The following is a 16,535-nucleotide window of genomic DNA, read 5'->3' on the forward strand; positions in this document are numbered from 1 at the left end:
TTCCAGAGACAATCAGACGCCAACCGCTGTAGTTCGTAGGACTTTTCCCAAAACCTGCGCCGCACTCGCAAGAAGGGGTCTACAACCGAAAACTGAAGTTGATTACCAGGCGAGCTTCGCGGCTCATGCTATCCAACGCCACATCCGCCAATGGCTTGGCCACCTCCAGTGCCACATTGCCGTACTGACCATCCCCAAGCCGCACACCCAATGCCGCCGAACGCATCCTGGTATCTTCGAATGGCCCGCCGTTGTACCAGGCCTGCGCAGCATCCAGCAGCGCATACGGCTGCACCAGCCGCACCCAGCCAGCATCAGGCTGGAGGCTGTAGTTCAGCTCATAGGCTACGCCCCAGCCCTTGTCCCCCGCAGCCTGGTCCTGGGGGTAGCCATGGCCGAAGTTCTGCCCGCCAAACACGGCACGCTCGCTGTCGGGCAGCCGGTCATCGGTCCAGTACAAGGCGCCTGACACCACGCCCTGCCAGCGCTGAAACAGCGGGTCGCTCTGCAACCCCGCCACGCGAAAGCGCAGGAAGTCCATGTCGTAGTCGGCATCGCTGCGTGCGCCCAGGTAATCCAGTCCCTGATACACCCCGGCGCTGACCATGCGTAGGCGCCCGGCCTCGACCTTGCGCCAATCGCCCTCGAACGACAGCGCGCGCACATAGGTGTCGTTGCGCCCCAGGCCGCCGCTGAGAGCTTCGTCATGCTCACTGACCGAGTAGACATGCCCGGTCACCGCCAGCCATTCATCCGCCGTGACGATCACTGGCTGGCCAAGCCCGATTGCATAGCGCTCGCTTTCAATCCGCTGGGAAAACTGCAAACCATGTTCCAGCGGCACAGGTGTGCGCGGCTCGCTGCGGTAGCGAGCGGCCGAAAGCAGCAGCTGGCTACCCTGTGCATCCAGATGCTGGCTGTAATCGAGGCGCTGGTAATGGCTGTGGTCATCACCCGGTGGCAGCAGCACGCTGGCCGTCAACTGCTCGGCAAAACGGGTCTGGGCATTGCTGGTTACCTTGAACAGCCCCTGCGGGCCATCACGGCTGCCATCGCTGAAGGTCGCTGCCGCATCGAAGGGCTTGCGCAAGGCATGCACGGTAAGCTGCGCGGCGCCCTCGCTGTGCTCAGCCTGGGTCAAGGCAGCCTGCAGCGTCACTCCGGGGATGCGCTGGGCCAGGCCGATGAAGCGGTCGAGCGTCGCCTGGGTCAACGGGCGCTCCGCCCGCAAGCGCTCCAGCAGTTGGTCGAGGTAAGCGCCAGCGGGCCCGATATCCCCTTCACGCCGCACGTCGTGGACATACCCCTCGACCAACACGACATGCACGCGCCCCTCGGCAAAGTCCTGGTCAGGCAGGTAGGCCAGCGACAGCAGGTAGCCGTCGCGCTGGTAGCGCCGGGTCAGGCGTTCGGTGAACTGCTGCAGCTCGCCAACGCTGACTTCGCGACCAATCAAGGGCTGGTAATGCTCGCGCAATTCGCTCAACGGGTAGACCGTACCGCCTTCGAAGCGCACCTTGTGCAGCACGAAACGCGTCGTCACGGGCAACGTGTCGGACACCGAGCTGGGCGGCGCCAGCTGCAGGCTTGGGGCAAGTGGGCGGTAGGCCTCGATCGGCAGGTTCGCGCTGGGCAGGCGACGCTCGTATTCATGGCCATCGAGGAACACTGGCAAGGGCTCGGCGATCACCAGACTGGCCCAGGGCGAAAGCAACAGGGGCATCAGCACAAGACGCATAGGACGCTCCACAATCCCTTGGGTACCGGGGCGTCGGCCGGCCTCACCCGTCACTTGCAAGCGTAGGTGCTGCCCCGGTAAACGTCGAACGTCTACTCGTTGACCTGGAACGTTACCCGCGCTGTTTCTCCGCTTTCGTCCAGGGCACTGAGCTCGAACTGCCCGACCTGGTCAAAACGCACCAGCACGCTCTCCTGCCCTTCGCTTTCACCCAGCGGCTGGCCGTTGAGGAACCACCAGCGCCGCCCGCCGCCACCCAGGGCAGAAACGCGCAACTGCAAGGGTTCGCTACTGGTGGCCGGGCGCCGCAGGTTGTCGCCGGGGCGTACACCGACGATGGTCAGCGGCGGCGCGCTGGCCGGGACCTGTGGCGGGCAGCCTGGGTCCACCGCAGGGAGCCGCGCCGCACGCCGCTCGACGCGTGGCAACCAAGGTTCCAGCGGTGCCGGCCACAAGGCGATGTCGAGCGCCTTGGCGCCTGGGCAACTGCCGTCCACACGCAGGCCCTGGGCATTGACCCAGAGGCTCTCGCGCAGGCCCAGGCCAAGGGGCTGGTCGGCGGCCTGCAACGTGGGAGGTGTCGTGCCATCGAGGGTCCAGGCAAAACGCTGGCGCCGGCAGTTCGGGTCCTGTCGGTTCATGGGCTGGCCGAGCGGCCAGCAGATGGCCGCCACGCCAACACTTTCCGGCACACGCTCCACCGGTATCCGGATGCCCCGCTGGCTGTCGCGGTTGCTCAGCAAGTCGTGCACCTGCAGCATCAAGGGTGCCGCCGAGGCCAGGCCGAACTGCCCGGGCACCGGCGTGCCATCCGGGCGACCGATCCATACCCCGATCAGGTAGCGCGGCCCCACGCCGATCGACCAGGCATCGCGAAAGCCATAGCTGGTACCGGTCTTCCAGGCCAGTTGCGGGCGCTGTACCAGTTCGGCATGCGGGTCGCGGTCGGGCCGCGCCTGGCCACTGAGAATGCGCCGGATGATCCAGGCCGCGCCTGGCGACATCAGCCGGCGCTCCAGCAACGGATCCTGTGGTTGCAGGCGAACCTGCGCACTGTTGCCGCCCCGGGCCAGTGCCGCGTAGCCGCCGACCAGGTCCTCCAGGCGGCTACCGGCGCCGCCCAGAATCAATGCCAGGTTGGGCTCGGCCAGAGGTGGCAGCGCCAGCGGCATGCCGGCCATGCGCAACTGCGCGGCGAAGCGCTTGGGCCCATAGGCTTCGAGCAATTGCACGGCCGGAAGGTTGAGCGACAGCGCCAGTGCCGAGCTGGCCGATACCGGGCCGCTGAAGCCCATCGAGAAGTTACCGGGGCGATAGTCACCGTAGCGACGTGGTACATCCTGCAGCAGCGATTCGGAGTGGATCAGGCCATCATCCATGGCCAGACCGTAGAGAAACGGCTTGAGCGTCGAGCCCGGCGAGCGCAACGAGCGGACCATGTCGACATGGCCAAAACGGCGCTCGTCACTCAGGTCGATCGAGCCCAGGTAAGCGCGTACCGCCATGGTCTGCGCCTCGACCACCAGGATCGCCGCCGAGGTGCGCTCCGGCAGGCGTGCGCGCCAACCCAGCAGCAGGTCCTCGAGGCGCCGCTGCAGCGAGGCGTCGAGGGTGGTGCGAATCAACGTCGGGCTGTCAGGGGTATTCAGCCGCCGTGCCAGCAGGGGCGCCAGCGCGGGCTCCTGACGCGGGGCCAGCAGCAAGGGTTCCTCGGCAGCCTCCTTGATCTGTTGCGCCGGCCACACCTGATACTCGTCCAGGCGCTGCAGCACCTTGTCGCGGGCACGCTGGGCTCGGGCCGGATGGCGGTCCGGGCGCAAGCGGCTCGGTGCCTGCGGCAGCACCGCCAGCAGTGCTGCCTCGGCGGGCGTGAGATGTTGCGGTGACTTGCCCAGATAAGCCCAGCTGGCAGCAGCCACGCCCTGCAAGGTACCGCCGAACGGGGCACGGTTCAGGTAGATCTGCAGGATCTCGCGCTTGGACAGGTGCCACTCCAGCTGCGCGGTGCGCCACAGCTGCCGCAGCTTGCCGGCCAGGGTGCGATCATGCGGGTCGAGCAGGCGTGCAACCTGCATCGACAAGGTGCTGCCGCCAGACACCACCCGCCCACCCCGCAGGTTGAGCCAGGCCGCCCGTGCCAGGGCCAGCGGATTGACCCCCGGGTGGCGGTAGAACCAGCGGTCCTCGTAGGTCAGCAGGGCCTGCAGGTACAGCGGCGAAACGTCTTCCGGGCTGACCGGATAGCGCCACACACCATCGGCATCGGCAAAGCGCCACAACGGCGTGCCGTCTTCGGCCAGCACCACCCGCGCCAGGTCATTGCCCGGCATCGGCAGCGGCCAGATGCGGTCGGCCAGCCACAACAGGCCGAGCAGCATCAACAGGCTGATCACGGCAGCACGCACAAGCCTTCCCGCTCGGGTACGTGGCCGCGCTAAGCTTGGCATCGGGAACCGACCTGGCCAGGTGATGGCCAAAGGCTTGGGAACGGCAAACGGGCCGATTCGTTCATCAGGAAGCAACTATGCATGTAGAAGGTTTTTTCGAGTGGCTTGGCCAGGCACTGGGTTCGTTGATCCGCTTCATCGTCGACATCATGAGCGGCCTGTTCAACCTGCTGGCCAACGCCGGGGGCAATTTCATCGATGGCCTGGCACGCACGTTGGGCATGGACACCTCGCTGCTCAGCATCCTCGCCCTGATCATCGGCCTGATGCTGCTGTACTCGGCAATCCGCGCCTTCATGCGTGCCTCGATCATCCTCGGGATCATCTGGCTGGTGTTGGGGTTGTGGGTGATGAGCTGGGTCATTCACTGATTGTAGGAGCGGCCTTGTATCGCGAACGGGCTGCGCAGCAGCCCCTCGGTTCCAGCTGCGTCGCACCTAACGCCGGGGCCGCTTTGCGGCCCGCTCGCGACACAAGGCCGCTCCTACAGGGTCCGCGAAGCCTTAGCGCGCCTTTACCGTCATCTCTCCTTGCCCATCCCCCACCGCCTGCAGGTTCGGCCGGTACATCGATTCCACCTGCGGCGGCGGCACCCGGTAGGTGCCCGGGGTCACCGCACGCGCCAGGTACAACAGGTGCGTGGTGCCATAGCCGTCGAGCTTGAGGGCTGCAACGTAGCGGTCATCACGGTACTCCTGGTGCACCACGCTGGCGTTCTGCATCGACTCGCGCCACTGCTTCACCGCACTGCTGGCGTTGTCCAGGCTGGCAGCGCTCTGCGCCAGGTTCTGGTTCTCCAGTTCCAGGCCTGCTGGTAGCAAATCGACCACCAGGGCATCCGGCACGCGATCGCTGGCCTTGAGCGCCAGGTGCACCAGCACCAGGTCGCCGCTGCGCAGGTTATGCAGGTCCAGCGCCTGGCCATTCATGCCCAGGTACTCACGGCGGATCTCCATGCCGTTGCCACCCGCGACAGGCGCCTGGCGTGGATAGCCCGACAGGGTCAGTTGCTGATAGAGCGTTTCGCTGCCCTCGTTCTGCACGCTCAGTGGCGAGGCCAGCAATGGCCCTTCGAGCTTCATGCCCGCTTCGACGTTGTTGAACTCACGCACTTCACCGGCACTGTCCAGGCGTGCCTTCCACGGTGTTTCCGGCTTGCCCAGCAGGCCACGGCCGGCCAGGTACAAGGCGTTGCGCTCCTGGGTCGACAACCAACGGTTGGCCGCAAGTTCGTCCGACAGGGCGAACAGGCGCTGGTCGACCTGGTTGCTGGCCAGCTTGCTCTCCTGCAGCAGCGCCAGGATCAGTGCCTGGTCGCGCAGACTGCTGCCATAGTCGGCCATCCAGCCCTTGCTGCGGCTGATGCCCAGGCCCGCCTGCAGCGCCTGCTCGGCGCGCGGCTTGTCGCCCATGGCGTCCAGCGCTACCGCCAGCTGCACCAGCGGCAGGCCGGAGCGGGCATCGGCACGGCGCTCGAACAGGCTGCGCAAGGCGCCCAGCGGCGCCTGCTGGCTGCGCGACAGCACCAGCGCGGCGTAGGCTTGCACGGCAAAGCGGGTGTGCTCGGCGTTCTCGCTGTAGTCGACTTCGATCAGGTTGCGTTCCTGCAAGTAGCGCAGCAGGCGCTCGTTGGCCTTCTTCAAAGCCTCGGCCGGCACGCCGTAGCCCTGATCGCGGGCACGCAGCAGGAAGTCGGTGACATAGGCGGTCAGCCAGTATTCCTCTTCACTGTCCGAGCTCCACAGGCCGAAGCTGCCGTTGTAGCGCTGCATGCCCAGCAGGTGCTCGATGCCCATCTCGATCTTGCGTTTGCGCACCTCGGCCGGCTCACCCTTGATGCCCAGGCGCTTGAGGCTGGCGGCATCGGCGTACAGTGAGGGGTAGAGGCCGCTGGTGGTCTGCTCCAGGCAGCCGTATGGGTAGGCTTCGAGGGCGCGGATCTGCTCGGCCAGGTTCAGTGGCGGGCGGCTCGACAGCGCCAGGCTGGCTTCCAGGCCCGCTGGTTCGAAGGTGGCCAGGTCGCTTTCCGGCAGGGTCCATGGCTGGTCTTTGAGCGCCACGCGGTAATGCTTGAGCATCGCCGGGTAGGCCGGGCGCACGCCCAGGGTCCATTCGCGTTCGAAGGTGTTCGCCGGTTCGCCCGGCAGTTGCAGGCCATTGACCCGCACCTGCACCTTGCCCTGCCCCAAGCCGCCCATGGCCTGCACCGGGATCAGCAGCGTGCTGCGCTGGCCTTCGGCCAGGGCGATAGTCTGCTGGGCGCTGGCCGTCAGGCTCAGCTGGCCTTCAGTGTGGATCTCGACGCTCAACTGTTGCGCACGCCCCGACAGGTTGGCCAGGTCCAGCGCCAGGCTGGTGCGGTCACCACCGGCCAGGAAGCGTGGCGCCGACAGTTCGGCGATCAGCGGTGCAGCCACGATCGTCTTGCCTTCGGCCATGCCGAAGTGCTCCTCGGTCCAGGCCTGGGCCATCAGCCGCAACTCGCCATTGAAGTCGGGAATATCGACGGTCGCCTCGCCTTCACCCTGGTCGTTCAAGGTCACCGGCAGGCTTTGCTGGGCAACGATGGTCACCGTGGTATTGGGGCGCTTGCCGCCCTTGGCCATTGCCGCGTCACCGCCGAAGGCCAGGCTGGCCAGGCGGCCCTGGCCAGCTTCGATCAGCTGGCCGTAGATGTCCAGCTGGTCGGCGCCGTAGGCCTTGCGGCCGAACAGGCTGGCGAACGGGTCGGGGGTCTTGAAGTCAGTGATGTTGAGGATGCCCACATCGACTGCGGACAGCAGCACATGCACCTGCTTCGGCACGCTGCCGTCAGCATTGGCGGCCTTGATCTTCACCGTCAGCGGCTGCTTGGGCCGCATCTTCTCCGGCGCCTGCAGGCTGACCGCGAGCTTGCGCTCGGCACGCGCCAGCGGCAGGTGCAGCACGCCGACGGCGCGCTTGGGCGTGGCATTGGCCTTGCGCTCACCTGGGCGGATTACCAGCGCGCTGATATACAGGTCGTGGCGCGCCCACTGTTTGTCCAGTTGCACATCGAAGGTCTTGCCCTCGGCGGGCACCTCGATTTCCTGCCACCACAGCGGGCCATCGCTGGACTCGATCATCAGGTAGCCGCTGCCGGCCGCAGGCGGGGTCACGGTGACCTTGGCGGTGGCGCCATCGGCATAGGCCGGCTTGTCCAGCGCCAGCTTCACCTGGTCTGGTCGCACCGCGCCGCCTTCGGCGTTGTCCTGGGCACGGTAACCGGCCCAGAAGCGCTCGCTGGAAACCAGCCCGGTCTCGGGGTCTTCCACCTCGACGCGGTACGGGCCCCACTCCACCTGGAAGTTCAGCTTGGCGGTGGAGCCGGCCTTGACACTGATGGTCTCCTCGCTCTGGGTGAGGAATTTCTCGTTGTAGTTGTAGCTCCAGCCATCGCTCTGCGAGTAGTTCCAATAGTAGTCGCGGCGCTCGCGGATCAGCCGCACTTTCAAGTCGTTGGCGGCGAGCTTGTTGCCAGCGCGGTCGGCCACGAGGAATTCGAATTCCACCGGGCCGTCGCTGTCGGTTTCCTCACCGTCGAACAGGCCACGCAGGCCAGGCAGGCGCTCGGCAGGCCAGATTGGCTGTTCGAGGCGGCGGGTGATCGGCCGGCCGCCAGACTCCTGCAGGCTGGCCTGCACGGTCAACTGCAGCGGCGAGCGTGCTTCGGCCCAGTGGCTCTCGATATCGACCACGGCCTTGCCGGCCTGGTCGAGGGTCACTTCGTCCAGCTCCAGATCCTGGGTCAGTTCGGTTTCGGTAACCGAGCCGAACTGGTAACCCGGCAGTGCCGGCACGGCTTCGCGCAGTGGGCGCACATAGGCTTGGCCGCTCAAGCGATTGCCGGCAGCCGGCGCACCGTAGAGGTAGCGGCCAGTGACCTGGATGCGCGCATCTTCCTCGGGCGACAGCGGCGTATCGCTGCCCTTGAGCTCAAGTGCCAGGCGCTCGGGCAGGAAGTCTTCGACGAGGAACTCGTAAACCTGCTTGCGCCCGCCACCGAGGTCGAGCAGCAGTTGCCAGCGGCCGGTCGGGGCCTCCGTAGCCAGTTGCAGTTGGTACTGGTAGAGGCCATTGGCGTCGGCCTCCCAGACAAACTTGCGGCTGACCTGCTCATCCGGGCGACGCACCTCCACGCTGACCGGCTGGGCCTTGACCGGCTTGCCATCCTGGTCGCGCAGCAAGCCGTTGAGCAGCACCGTTTCACCCGGGCGATAGAGGTCTCGCGGGCCGAAGATGAAGAATTGCAGCGGGTTGGCCTGGGGGCCGGTAATGTCGAACTCGGCCAGGTCCAGGGCCGCGGTGTTCAGGCGCAGCAAGGTGGTGTGCACGCCCTGGGTAGCGATCAGGGTATCGGCCTTGGCCGTGATCGGCAGTTGCGCATGGCCGGCGCCATCGGTCTTGGCCTGGGCCAGCAGCTTGCCCTTGTCGTCATGCAGTTCGAGGTTGACGTCCTTGAGTGCCTTGCCGCCTTCCAGGGCCTGGGCGAACACGTCCAGGCGATCACGGTAGCGGTGGGCAGACACGCCAATGTCGCTGAGGGTGAACAGCGTCGCCGGCTGCGAATAATCATAGGTCCCCGAGGCGCGCATCACGGCCAGGTACACGCCTGGCTCCTGCAGCGGCTTGATCCCGGCAATCGGCAGCAGCACGGTCTCGCGGGTGTTGCGCGCAGGGTTCAGGTCGAAACGGCCGCTGTAGACCAGCTCGGCCATGTCCAGGGTTTCCTTGGACTGGTAGTAGTACAGGCTGCTGTTGCGGCCCCAGTTGGCCAGGAAGGTCGAGAGCATTTCTGGCTTGACCCGGAAGAACTCGACATCGACCTTGGGCACGTTCAGCGCGATCACCGGCAGGCCTTCGGCCAGGCGGGTGGGCAGCAACGAACCACGGCTGGCAAAGCCAACGGTAGGTTGCATGTCGCGGGTTTCCAGGCGGCTCACCGATTCGCTGTCGAGCTGCTTGCCGTTGACCGCCAGCAAGCCCTTGTCGACGGTCAGCACCAGCTTGCGCTGCGGCTCCAGATGGCGCAGGCGCAATTCCATCTGGTTGTCGGAAAGCTCCCAGGCACCGTCGACCTTGCCCTTGACCGTATCGACCAGGTGCACCTTGGCGGCGAAGTCCTGCTTGGCGTCCAGCGGTGCCGAGAAGCTGATCGACAGGGTACTGGCGCCATCGAGTTGCACTTCCGAGACATCCAGCACACTGAGCTCGCGCCCTTCGTAGCGCTTGGCGAGGACGGCGGGGTCCTCGCGCTTGGGCGCCGGGGCCTCGACGGTAGCGCTCGCGGCCGGTTTATCGGTGGCAGCGGGCTTGCCCGGCGTCGAGGAATCACAGGCACTGAGCAAGGCCAGCGCGCAGGCCAGCAACAATCCTTTGTTGAACATGGAGTGGGAACTCTTTGGCAGCGTGTACGTGAGGGCAGCAACTATAGCGCAACGGTGGGTCCAGGACTTTCACCGATGCGGCAAGTGAGACCCTGTTCGCGCGGATTGGTTGCCTGGCCGGTACACTGTGTCCAGCCGAATACGGGGGCCGCTTCGCGCCCCGCAGCCTCAGGAATCGCAATGTCGCAACTGTCCGCCGACTGGCAGCACCACCCCACCCATCGCAAGGTCTGGGCCCTGGCAGCGCCCATGATCCTCTCCAACATCTCGGTGCCGCTGGTGGCGCTGGTCGACAGCACCGTGATCGGCCACCTGCCCCACGCCCACCAGCTCGGCGCTGTGGCCGTAGGCGCGACGCTGTTCACCTTCATGGTTGGCCTGATGGGCTTCCTGCGCATGGGCTCCACCGGCTTCGCCGCCCAGGCAGCCGGACGTGCCGACGGTGCGGCCCTGCGCCAGGTGCTGGTGCAGGGCCTGCTGCTGGCCGTGGCCTTCGCCCTGCTCATTGGCCTGCTTGCCCTGCCCTTCAGCCAGTTGGCCCTGCACGCCATGCAACCGAGCGAGGCGTTGCAGCAGTCCACTGAAGACTTCTTCCATACCCGCCTGCTCGGCCTGCCAGCGGCGCTGGCCAGCTATGCGCTGGTCGGCTGGTTCCTCGGCACACAGAACGCGCGCGCGCCGTTGGCGATTCTGCTGACCACCAACCTGCTGAACATCGCCCTCAACCTGTGGTTCGTATTGGGCCTGAACTGGGGCGTGCTGGGTTCGGCAAGGGCCTCGGTGATCGCCGAATGGAGCGCCGCCCTGCTCGGCCTGGCCCTGACCCGCCCGGCCCTGCGCGCCTACCCCGGGCAGATCGTCTGGGCTGCGCTCAAGCGTTGGCAGGCCTGGCGGCCACTGCTGGCGGTAAACCGCGACATCTTCCTGCGCAGCCTGGCGCTGCAGTTGGTGTTCCTGCTGATCACCGTGCAGGGCGCACGGTTGGGTGAAGCCACGGTGGCGGCCAATGCCCTGCTGCTCAACGGGCTGCTGCTTACCGCCTACGCCCTCGATGGCCTGGCGCATGCCGTGGAGGCGTTGTGCGGGCATGCCATTGGTGCGCGGGACCGGGATACCTTGCGCCGGTCACTGGTGGTGGCCTGCGGTTGGTCGCTGATCACCAGCCTGGGGTTTGCCGGGGTGTTCCTGCTGGGCGGGCACCTGTTCATCGACCTGCAGACCAACATCGATAGCGTGCGGGCGGCGGCTTATCCGTTCCTGCCATATCTGGCGCTGCTGCCGTTGATTGCGGTGTGGAGTTACCTGCTCGACGGGTTGTTCATCGGCGCGACCCGGGCACGGGAAATGCGTAACGCGATGCTGTTGTCGGTCATGATCGCACTACCGCTCGGCTGGCTGTCGACTGAACTTGGCAACCACGGACTGTGGCTGGCATTTCTCGGTTTCATGGCTCTACGGGCACTGACGCTGGGGGCGACAGGCCTGCGTATGTACCGGCAAGGCAAATGGATCGAGTGATCCTCAGTCCCCCGTGAGCAGTCATGATGGTGAATGCCCCCATGATCAAAAGGGATTTTCCCTACAGGTTTAAACTCCGCATCTTACTTACAAAGAAGCACTGACCCATTTAGTTTCACAGCCTCTTCCATTAAGCAGGGAAAGGCCAATGCAACTCAGTGGAATCAGGCAATGGATCAGCGGAGCTGCAGCAGCTGCCATCGTGGCGATGTCATCCTGCGCATTTGCGGCGGACGACCCCATCCAGGAAGCGGCACTTCGTTTGGAGAACGCGCTGGATGCGCGGGTCGGCTATGCGATCCATGACACCGGCACAGGTCTGGGGTGGGAGCACCGGGCCGACGAGCGCTTCCCGATGGCGAGCACAGTGAAGCTGCTGGTGTGTTCGGCCTTGCTGCACCAGGGCCAGGTGAAGATGAAAAAGGCTTGGCAGGTTCAACAGGAAAGCATCCTGCCTCACTCCCCCGTGACACAGAACCTGGTCGGTAAGCAGGTAGCAGCCTCCGACCTGTGCGCTTTCACTTTGAAAACCAGTGACAATGCGGCTGTTAATGGTGTGCTGGAGGTATTGGGCGGCCCCGCAGCCGTGAACGCTTTCCTGCAGGAAATCGGTGATCAGACCACGCGATCGGACCGCAATGAGCCGAGCTTGAACGAGGGACAACCTGGCGACCTGCGTGACACGACTACACCGAAGGCGATGGCAGGCACAATGAGGTCGCTGCTACTGGGCTCTGCGCTTAAGGATGAGCCGAGAAAGCAGCTGACGGAGTGGCTGATGAGCAATGAGGTAGGCGGCCCGCTGCTGCGGGCCGGCATCCCTGGCGACTGGCGCATCGCCGACAGAACCGGAAGCGGGGGCTTTGGCACGCGAGGCGTCGTGGCGGTGATGTGGCCACCCCAACGGGCACCCATTGTCGCCGCCATTTATCTCACCGAAACCAGCGCTTCCATGGAGCAGCGCAACGCTGCTATCGCCGAAATCGGCCGGGCCATGGTCAAGGCTGTCGCACCATAGCCCGGCTACAGGTCACGAAGACAAGTACGAGGAGCGGGTCAGGCCAAGGCGCAGCGCATCGAGGAACTGAGTCCGCTCACGTGCGCTGATCTTGGCGCTGGCCACCTTGTCGCGGTAATGAGTCATCAACTCCTCCGGCGACAGGTGCACGTAACGCAGCATGTCTTCGATGGTGTCGTGGGTCTCGATACCGGCGTGGTACACGCTGCCATCGGCATTCTGGTAGATGTTCACCGAGTCGGTGTCACCGAACAGATTGTGCATGTCGCCGAGGATTTCCTGGTAGGCGCCGACCAGGAACACACCCAGCAGGTAGTCCTCGCCTTCGTTGACCGCATGCACCGGCATGCTGGTCTCGATGCTCTGCTCGTCGACGTACTGGTTGATCTTGCCGTCGGAGTCGCAGGTCAGGTCCTGCAGCACCGCACGACGCATCGGTTCTTCGTCCAGGCGGTGCAGCGGGATGATCGGCAGTACCTGGCCGATGGCCCAGGTGTCCGGCAGGCTCTGGAACACCGAGAAATTGCAGATGTACTTGTCGGCCAGCTTGTCGTTGAGCTCGTCCAGCACCTGGCGGTGCGAGCGCTGGCGGGCTTTCAGCGAGTTGTGCAGGCGGCGGCACACGGCGAAGTAGCACTGCTCGGCCAGGGCTTTCTCGGCCAGGCTGATCTTGCCATCGGCGTACTGCGCCGCCACGTCGCCCATGTAATGGGTGGCGCGCCAGTAGGTTTCGGTGACCATCTCGATGTCGGTCGGGCCCAGCAGGTCGACCAGCCATTGCACGGTTTCCGGCAGGGCTTCCTTGTTCTCGATGGTCGGCACGTCGTCATTGTGCTTCTCGACGTCGGTCACCTGGATCACCAGCATCGCGTGGTGCGCGGTCAGCGAACGGCCGCTCTCGGAGAAGATGTGCGGGTGCGGCAGGCCCTGCGCGTCGCAGAACTCCTTGAGCATGCCCACCACCACGCCAGCGTAGTCGTCCATGTCGTAGTTGATCGAGCTGGCGTTACGCGAGTGGGTACCGTCGTAGTCCACACCCAGGCCACCGCCGACGTCGATATGGTCGACCGGCAGGCCCAGCGCACGCAGCTCGCCGTAGTAGCGGATGGCTTCCTTGAAACCGTGCTGGTAGTCGGCCAGGTTGGCGATCTGCGAGCCCATGTGGAAGTGCAGCAGGCGGATGCCCTGGTCCAGGCCGGCATCGCGGAAGCGCTGCACCACCGAGATCAGCTGGGCGGCGGACAAACCGAACTTGGACTTCTCACCCCCGGTGTCGGCCCACTTGCTCGATGCCAGCGACGACAGGCGCACGCGCAGGCCGACCTGTGGCTTGACCTTGAGATCGGCGGCCTCGTCGATCACCAGGGCCACTTCCGACTCTTTCTCGATGACGATGAACACGTTGTGGCCGAGCTTCTGGCCCATCAAAGCCAGGCGGATGAACTCGCGATCCTTGTAGCCGTTGCAGACGATGGTGCCGCCTTTCGGCGCCAGCGCCAGCACGGCCAGCAGCTCGGGCTTGGAACCGGCTTCCAGGCCGATCGAGACGTTCTGCGTGGCGATGATGTTTTCCACCACCGCTTCCTGCTGGTTGACCTTGATCGGGTACAGCGCGGTGTACTGGCTCTGGTATTCCAGGCGCGCGATGTTGGCATCGAAAGCGCCGGTCAGCTGGCGTACGCGGTCCTGCAGGATGTCGGGGAAGCGCACCAGCAGCGGCAGCGACAGGCCACTCTGACGCAGCTCGTCGACCTGCTCGAACAGGTCGATCGGCGCGCTGCCGGGGCCGTTGGGGCGCACTTCGACGCGCCCGGCTTCATTGATGGCGAAATAACCAGCGCCCCAATGGCGGATGCCATAAACACTGCGGCTGTCAGCCACGGTCCACTGGCTACCATCGTCTTTGCGTGTGCGTCGTACGGACATTCAAGTCCCCTATAGATAAGTCGAAGTCACTGCCCCGCAAGGAGGCGGGCGCAGTGTAAAAGCCGAAAATGACGATTCGTCCGTGCCCTGGGATAGACCCTGGTCACGGGAACGAGTTTAGAAAGCGTTGGGCAAAAAATCGCGGGGGCGCATCAGCCGCCGGACTTTTTCGCCTTGAAGCCCTGTTTGATCAGCTCGGCGATCAGCAGTTCGACATGGTCGCCCTGGATCTCGATGACCCCATCCTTCAGCGCACCGCCGGTACCGCAACGGCGCTTGAGGGTGGTGGCCAGCTCCTTGAGCTGGTCGAGCGGCAGCGGCACGCCGGTGACGGTAGTCACGGTCTTGCCGCCACGGCCTTTGCTTTCACGACGCACACGGGCGATGCCGTCACCTTCGGGGATGACTTGCTGCTTGCAGGTGCAGGCGTCCACCGGCTGACCACAGTCGGGGCAATGCCGACCGGCATCGGTGGAGTAAACGAGACCGCCAAGGGCGGCGAAGGAAGAAGCTTTCTTGGCCACTTTTGTTCCTCTGTGCTGAGGACAAAAACTGGTCGACGGGAGCCGACCGCGAAGCCCCACTCTGGCAGGGGCGGCGCTACTGCCGCAAGATCCTGCGGCAGCCCGAAAAGGGCGCGCAGTGTAACGATAAATCAGGCGGTTGCTAAGTACTGGAATGCGCCATTTTGCGAATGATTTGCGACCTTGGGCTGCTACACCGATCAATGTGGGAGCGGCCTTGTGTCGCGAAAGGGCCGCAGAGCGGCCCCAACTCTATTACAGGCTGGCCTTGTAGCGCTGCAACGCGGCCAGCGAGTCGGGGCAATACGGCTTTTTCAGGCTTTCCTGCTCGGCCATCTCAAGGCTGATGAATTTCGCCTCGATCACCTCTTCCGGCTGCAACCGCAACGGTGCATCGGACACCGCCGAATACACCGCGCACCACAGGTGGTTGTCCGGCATATCGAAATAGAAGCGCTCATGAAAGCACAGCTCGACGCCTTCGATGCCCAGCTCCTCGGCCAGCTCGCGGGCAGCCGAGTCGTCATACGCCTCCCCTGCCGTCACCATGCCGCCGGCCGCCACGTCCCAATACCCCGGGTACAGCGCCTTGCTCAAAGCCCGCCGGTGCACGCACAGCTCGCCGGCACTGTTGAACAACAGGATGAACGTGCAGCGGCCGATCAGGCCGCGCTCGCGCAGCTCGGCCCTGGGCAATGCGCCGAGCACCTGGTCGGCGTCGTCCACCCAGGTGACCAGTTCACGGTCTGAAGCCGCCCGGTGGGCGGCCTCGTTGGCGCTGATGGCCATGCTCAACCCTGCGACAGCAACTGACGCAGGTCGATGACCGCGGCGTTGGCCCGGGAAATGTAGTTGGCCATGACCAGCGAGTGGTTGGCCCACATGCCGAAGCCGCTGCCATTGAGCACCATCGGGCTCCACAGTGGCTCCTGCGAGGCTTCCAGCTCACGAATGATCTGGCGCACGCTGACCGTGGCGTTCTTCTTCGCCAGCACGTCGGCAAAGTCGACCTCGATGGCGCGCAGCAGGTGCGACAGCGCCCAGGCCTGGCCACGGGCTTCGTAGAACACGTTGTCGATCTGCAGCCACGGGGTTTCAACCAGCTCTTCATCCACCTGCGGCGCCTGGCCGGCGATCACCGATTCGGTCTTCAGGGTAGTGTTGAGCTTGACCCGGCCCACACTGGCCGAGAGGCGCTGCGACAGCGAACCCAGGCGGGTGGCCACGTCACCCAGCCAGTTGTTCAGGTTGTCGGCGCGGGTATAGAAGGCGGCGCCCTTGTCGCCAGCGGCCAGGCGCGCCTGGTAGCGGCTCAGCGACTTGATGCCCTCTTCGAACTCCGACTCGCTCGATGGCAGGATCCAGCTCTTGTTGTCGAAGTTGAAGCGCGGCTCGGCCTTGGCCAGATCGGCATCCTCGGTGGACTGCGACTGCGAACGGGCGAAGTCCTTGCGCAGGGCCCGGGACAGGTCACGCACCTGTACCAGCACGCCGTATTCCCAGCTCGGCATGTTGTCCAGCCACAGCCCGGGCGGGAAACGGTCATTGGAAATATAGCCACCCGGCTTGTTCAGCAGGGTGCCGGCCACGGTCTTGAGGGTCTCGATGGTGGTGTAGCCCACCACCATCTGCTGGCCGTTGCGCTCGGCGGCTGCCTGGGCATTCTGCTGCACCGGGAACAGCGCCGGCTCTTCGCTCCAGTACCAGCCCAGGCCCAGGCACACCAGCAGGTACAGCCCGATCAGGGTCCCCAGGGCACGGCTCCAGAGCCCGCCAAAATAGCTGCGGGCAGCGGCGCGGCGGCCATCGACACGCTCGCGGGGCTCGGCTTTGGCCTCGCGGTTTTTCCAGTCCAGCATGGCTTTGTCCTTAATCAGTCACGACGGTTCAGGGCTTGGACCACAGGCCAGCGCCAGGGTGCCACGGCAAGCCCGCGTCGCAGCACTATAAAGCAGACAC

At 65.1% G+C, this 16,535-nt stretch carries 9 protein-coding genes and 1 pseudogene; 3 read left to right on the forward strand and 7 right to left on the reverse strand.

What is annotated here, in order from left to right; translation table 11 throughout:
- Nucleotides 1-79 precede the first annotated feature (79 nt).
- Together J7573_RS16105 and pbpC are read right to left on the reverse strand one after the other, a co-directional pair.
- Nucleotides 80-1,738: a POTRA domain-containing protein gene (locus J7573_RS16105; protein ID WP_294337169.1), complete on the reverse strand. Its 1,659-nt coding sequence runs from the start codon at nt 1,736-1,738 to the stop codon at nt 80-82.
- A 92-nt stretch (nt 1,739-1,830) separates the two neighbouring features.
- Entirely contained in the window at nt 1,831-4,185 is a 2,355-nt protein-coding gene (pbpC, locus tag J7573_RS16110) for a peptidoglycan glycosyltransferase PbpC (protein ID WP_294337171.1), read from the reverse strand.
- Nucleotides 4,186-4,262: 77 nt separating this feature from the next.
- Here pbpC and J7573_RS16115 point away from each other — a divergent pair, with 77 nt between their 5' ends.
- Nucleotides 4,263-4,556 (forward strand): hypothetical protein, encoded by a 294-nt coding sequence (locus J7573_RS16115; RefSeq protein ID WP_103445815.1) that lies wholly within the window; start codon nt 4,263-4,265, stop codon nt 4,554-4,556.
- Nucleotides 4,557-4,688: 132 nt separating this feature from the next.
- Here the strand turns inward: J7573_RS16115 and J7573_RS16120 are convergent, their stop codons facing one another.
- Entirely contained in the window at nt 4,689-9,590 is a 4,902-nt protein-coding gene (locus tag J7573_RS16120; RefSeq protein WP_294337174.1) for an alpha-2-macroglobulin, read from the reverse strand.
- Nucleotides 9,591-9,770: 180 nt separating this feature from the next.
- Here J7573_RS16120 and J7573_RS16125 point away from each other — a divergent pair, with 180 nt between their 5' ends.
- Nucleotides 9,771-11,108, forward strand: a complete 1,338-nt coding sequence (locus J7573_RS16125) for an MATE family efflux transporter (protein ID WP_294337177.1) — start codon at nt 9,771-9,773, stop codon at nt 11,106-11,108.
- Nucleotides 11,109-11,367: 259 nt separating this feature from the next.
- Nucleotides 11,368-12,126, forward strand: a pseudogene (gene bla, locus J7573_RS16130) (class A beta-lactamase); the annotation flags it as partial.
- Between the two features lie 12 nt (nt 12,127-12,138).
- Here bla and speA read toward each other — a convergent pair.
- The 4 genes from speA to J7573_RS16150 all read right to left on the reverse strand — a co-directional run bounded on the left by speA (nt 12,139) and on the right by J7573_RS16150 (nt 16,435).
- The gene (gene speA / locus J7573_RS16135; protein WP_103445819.1) at nt 12,139-14,052 is read right to left on the reverse strand and encodes an arginine decarboxylase; all 1,914 of its coding nucleotides are present in this window, start codon (nt 14,050-14,052) and stop codon (nt 12,139-12,141) included.
- A 152-nt stretch (nt 14,053-14,204) separates the two neighbouring features.
- Nucleotides 14,205-14,576: a translation initiation factor Sui1 gene (locus J7573_RS16140; RefSeq protein WP_027920822.1), complete on the reverse strand. Its 372-nt coding sequence runs from the start codon at nt 14,574-14,576 to the stop codon at nt 14,205-14,207.
- 255 nt (nt 14,577-14,831) lie between these two features.
- Nucleotides 14,832-15,365 carry an NUDIX hydrolase gene (locus J7573_RS16145; RefSeq protein ID WP_294337184.1) on the reverse strand — a complete coding sequence of 178 codons (534 nt, stop codon included), beginning with the start codon at nt 15,363-15,365 and terminating at the stop codon, nt 14,832-14,834.
- A 2-nt stretch (nt 15,366-15,367) separates the two neighbouring features.
- Nucleotides 15,368-16,435 carry a DUF2333 family protein gene (locus J7573_RS16150; protein ID WP_294337186.1) on the reverse strand — a complete coding sequence of 356 codons (1,068 nt, stop codon included), beginning with the start codon at nt 16,433-16,435 and terminating at the stop codon, nt 15,368-15,370.
- Nucleotides 16,436-16,535: the final 100 nt, after the last annotated feature.

The sequence above is a fragment of the Pseudomonas sp. genome, from assembly GCF_017744435.1.
Taxonomy (GTDB): domain Bacteria; phylum Pseudomonadota; class Gammaproteobacteria; order Pseudomonadales; family Pseudomonadaceae; genus Aquipseudomonas.

Bases quoted from the DNA above. Each gene is read 5' to 3' on its own strand.
- J7573_RS16105 (WP_294337169.1), bottom strand. From the start codon at position 1,738: ATGCGTCTTGTGCTGATGCCCCTGTTGCTTTCGCCCTGGGCCAGTCTG.
- J7573_RS16150 (WP_294337186.1), bottom strand. From the start codon at position 16,435: ATGCTGGACTGGAAAAACCGCGAGGCCAAAGCCGAGCCCCGCGAGCGT.
- J7573_RS16120 (WP_294337174.1), bottom strand. From the start codon at position 9,590: ATGTTCAACAAAGGATTGTTGCTGGCCTGCGCGCTGGCCTTGCTCAGT.
- J7573_RS16145 (WP_294337184.1), bottom strand. From the start codon at position 15,365: ATGGCCATCAGCGCCAACGAGGCCGCCCACCGGGCGGCTTCAGACCGT.
- J7573_RS16115 (WP_103445815.1), top strand. From the start codon at position 4,263: ATGCATGTAGAAGGTTTTTTCGAGTGGCTTGGCCAGGCACTGGGTTCG.
- speA (WP_103445819.1), bottom strand. From the start codon at position 14,052: ATGTCCGTACGACGCACACGCAAAGACGATGGTAGCCAGTGGACCGTG.
- pbpC (WP_294337171.1), bottom strand. From the start codon at position 4,185: ATGCCAAGCTTAGCGCGGCCACGTACCCGAGCGGGAAGGCTTGTGCGT.
- J7573_RS16125 (WP_294337177.1), top strand. From the start codon at position 9,771: ATGTCGCAACTGTCCGCCGACTGGCAGCACCACCCCACCCATCGCAAG.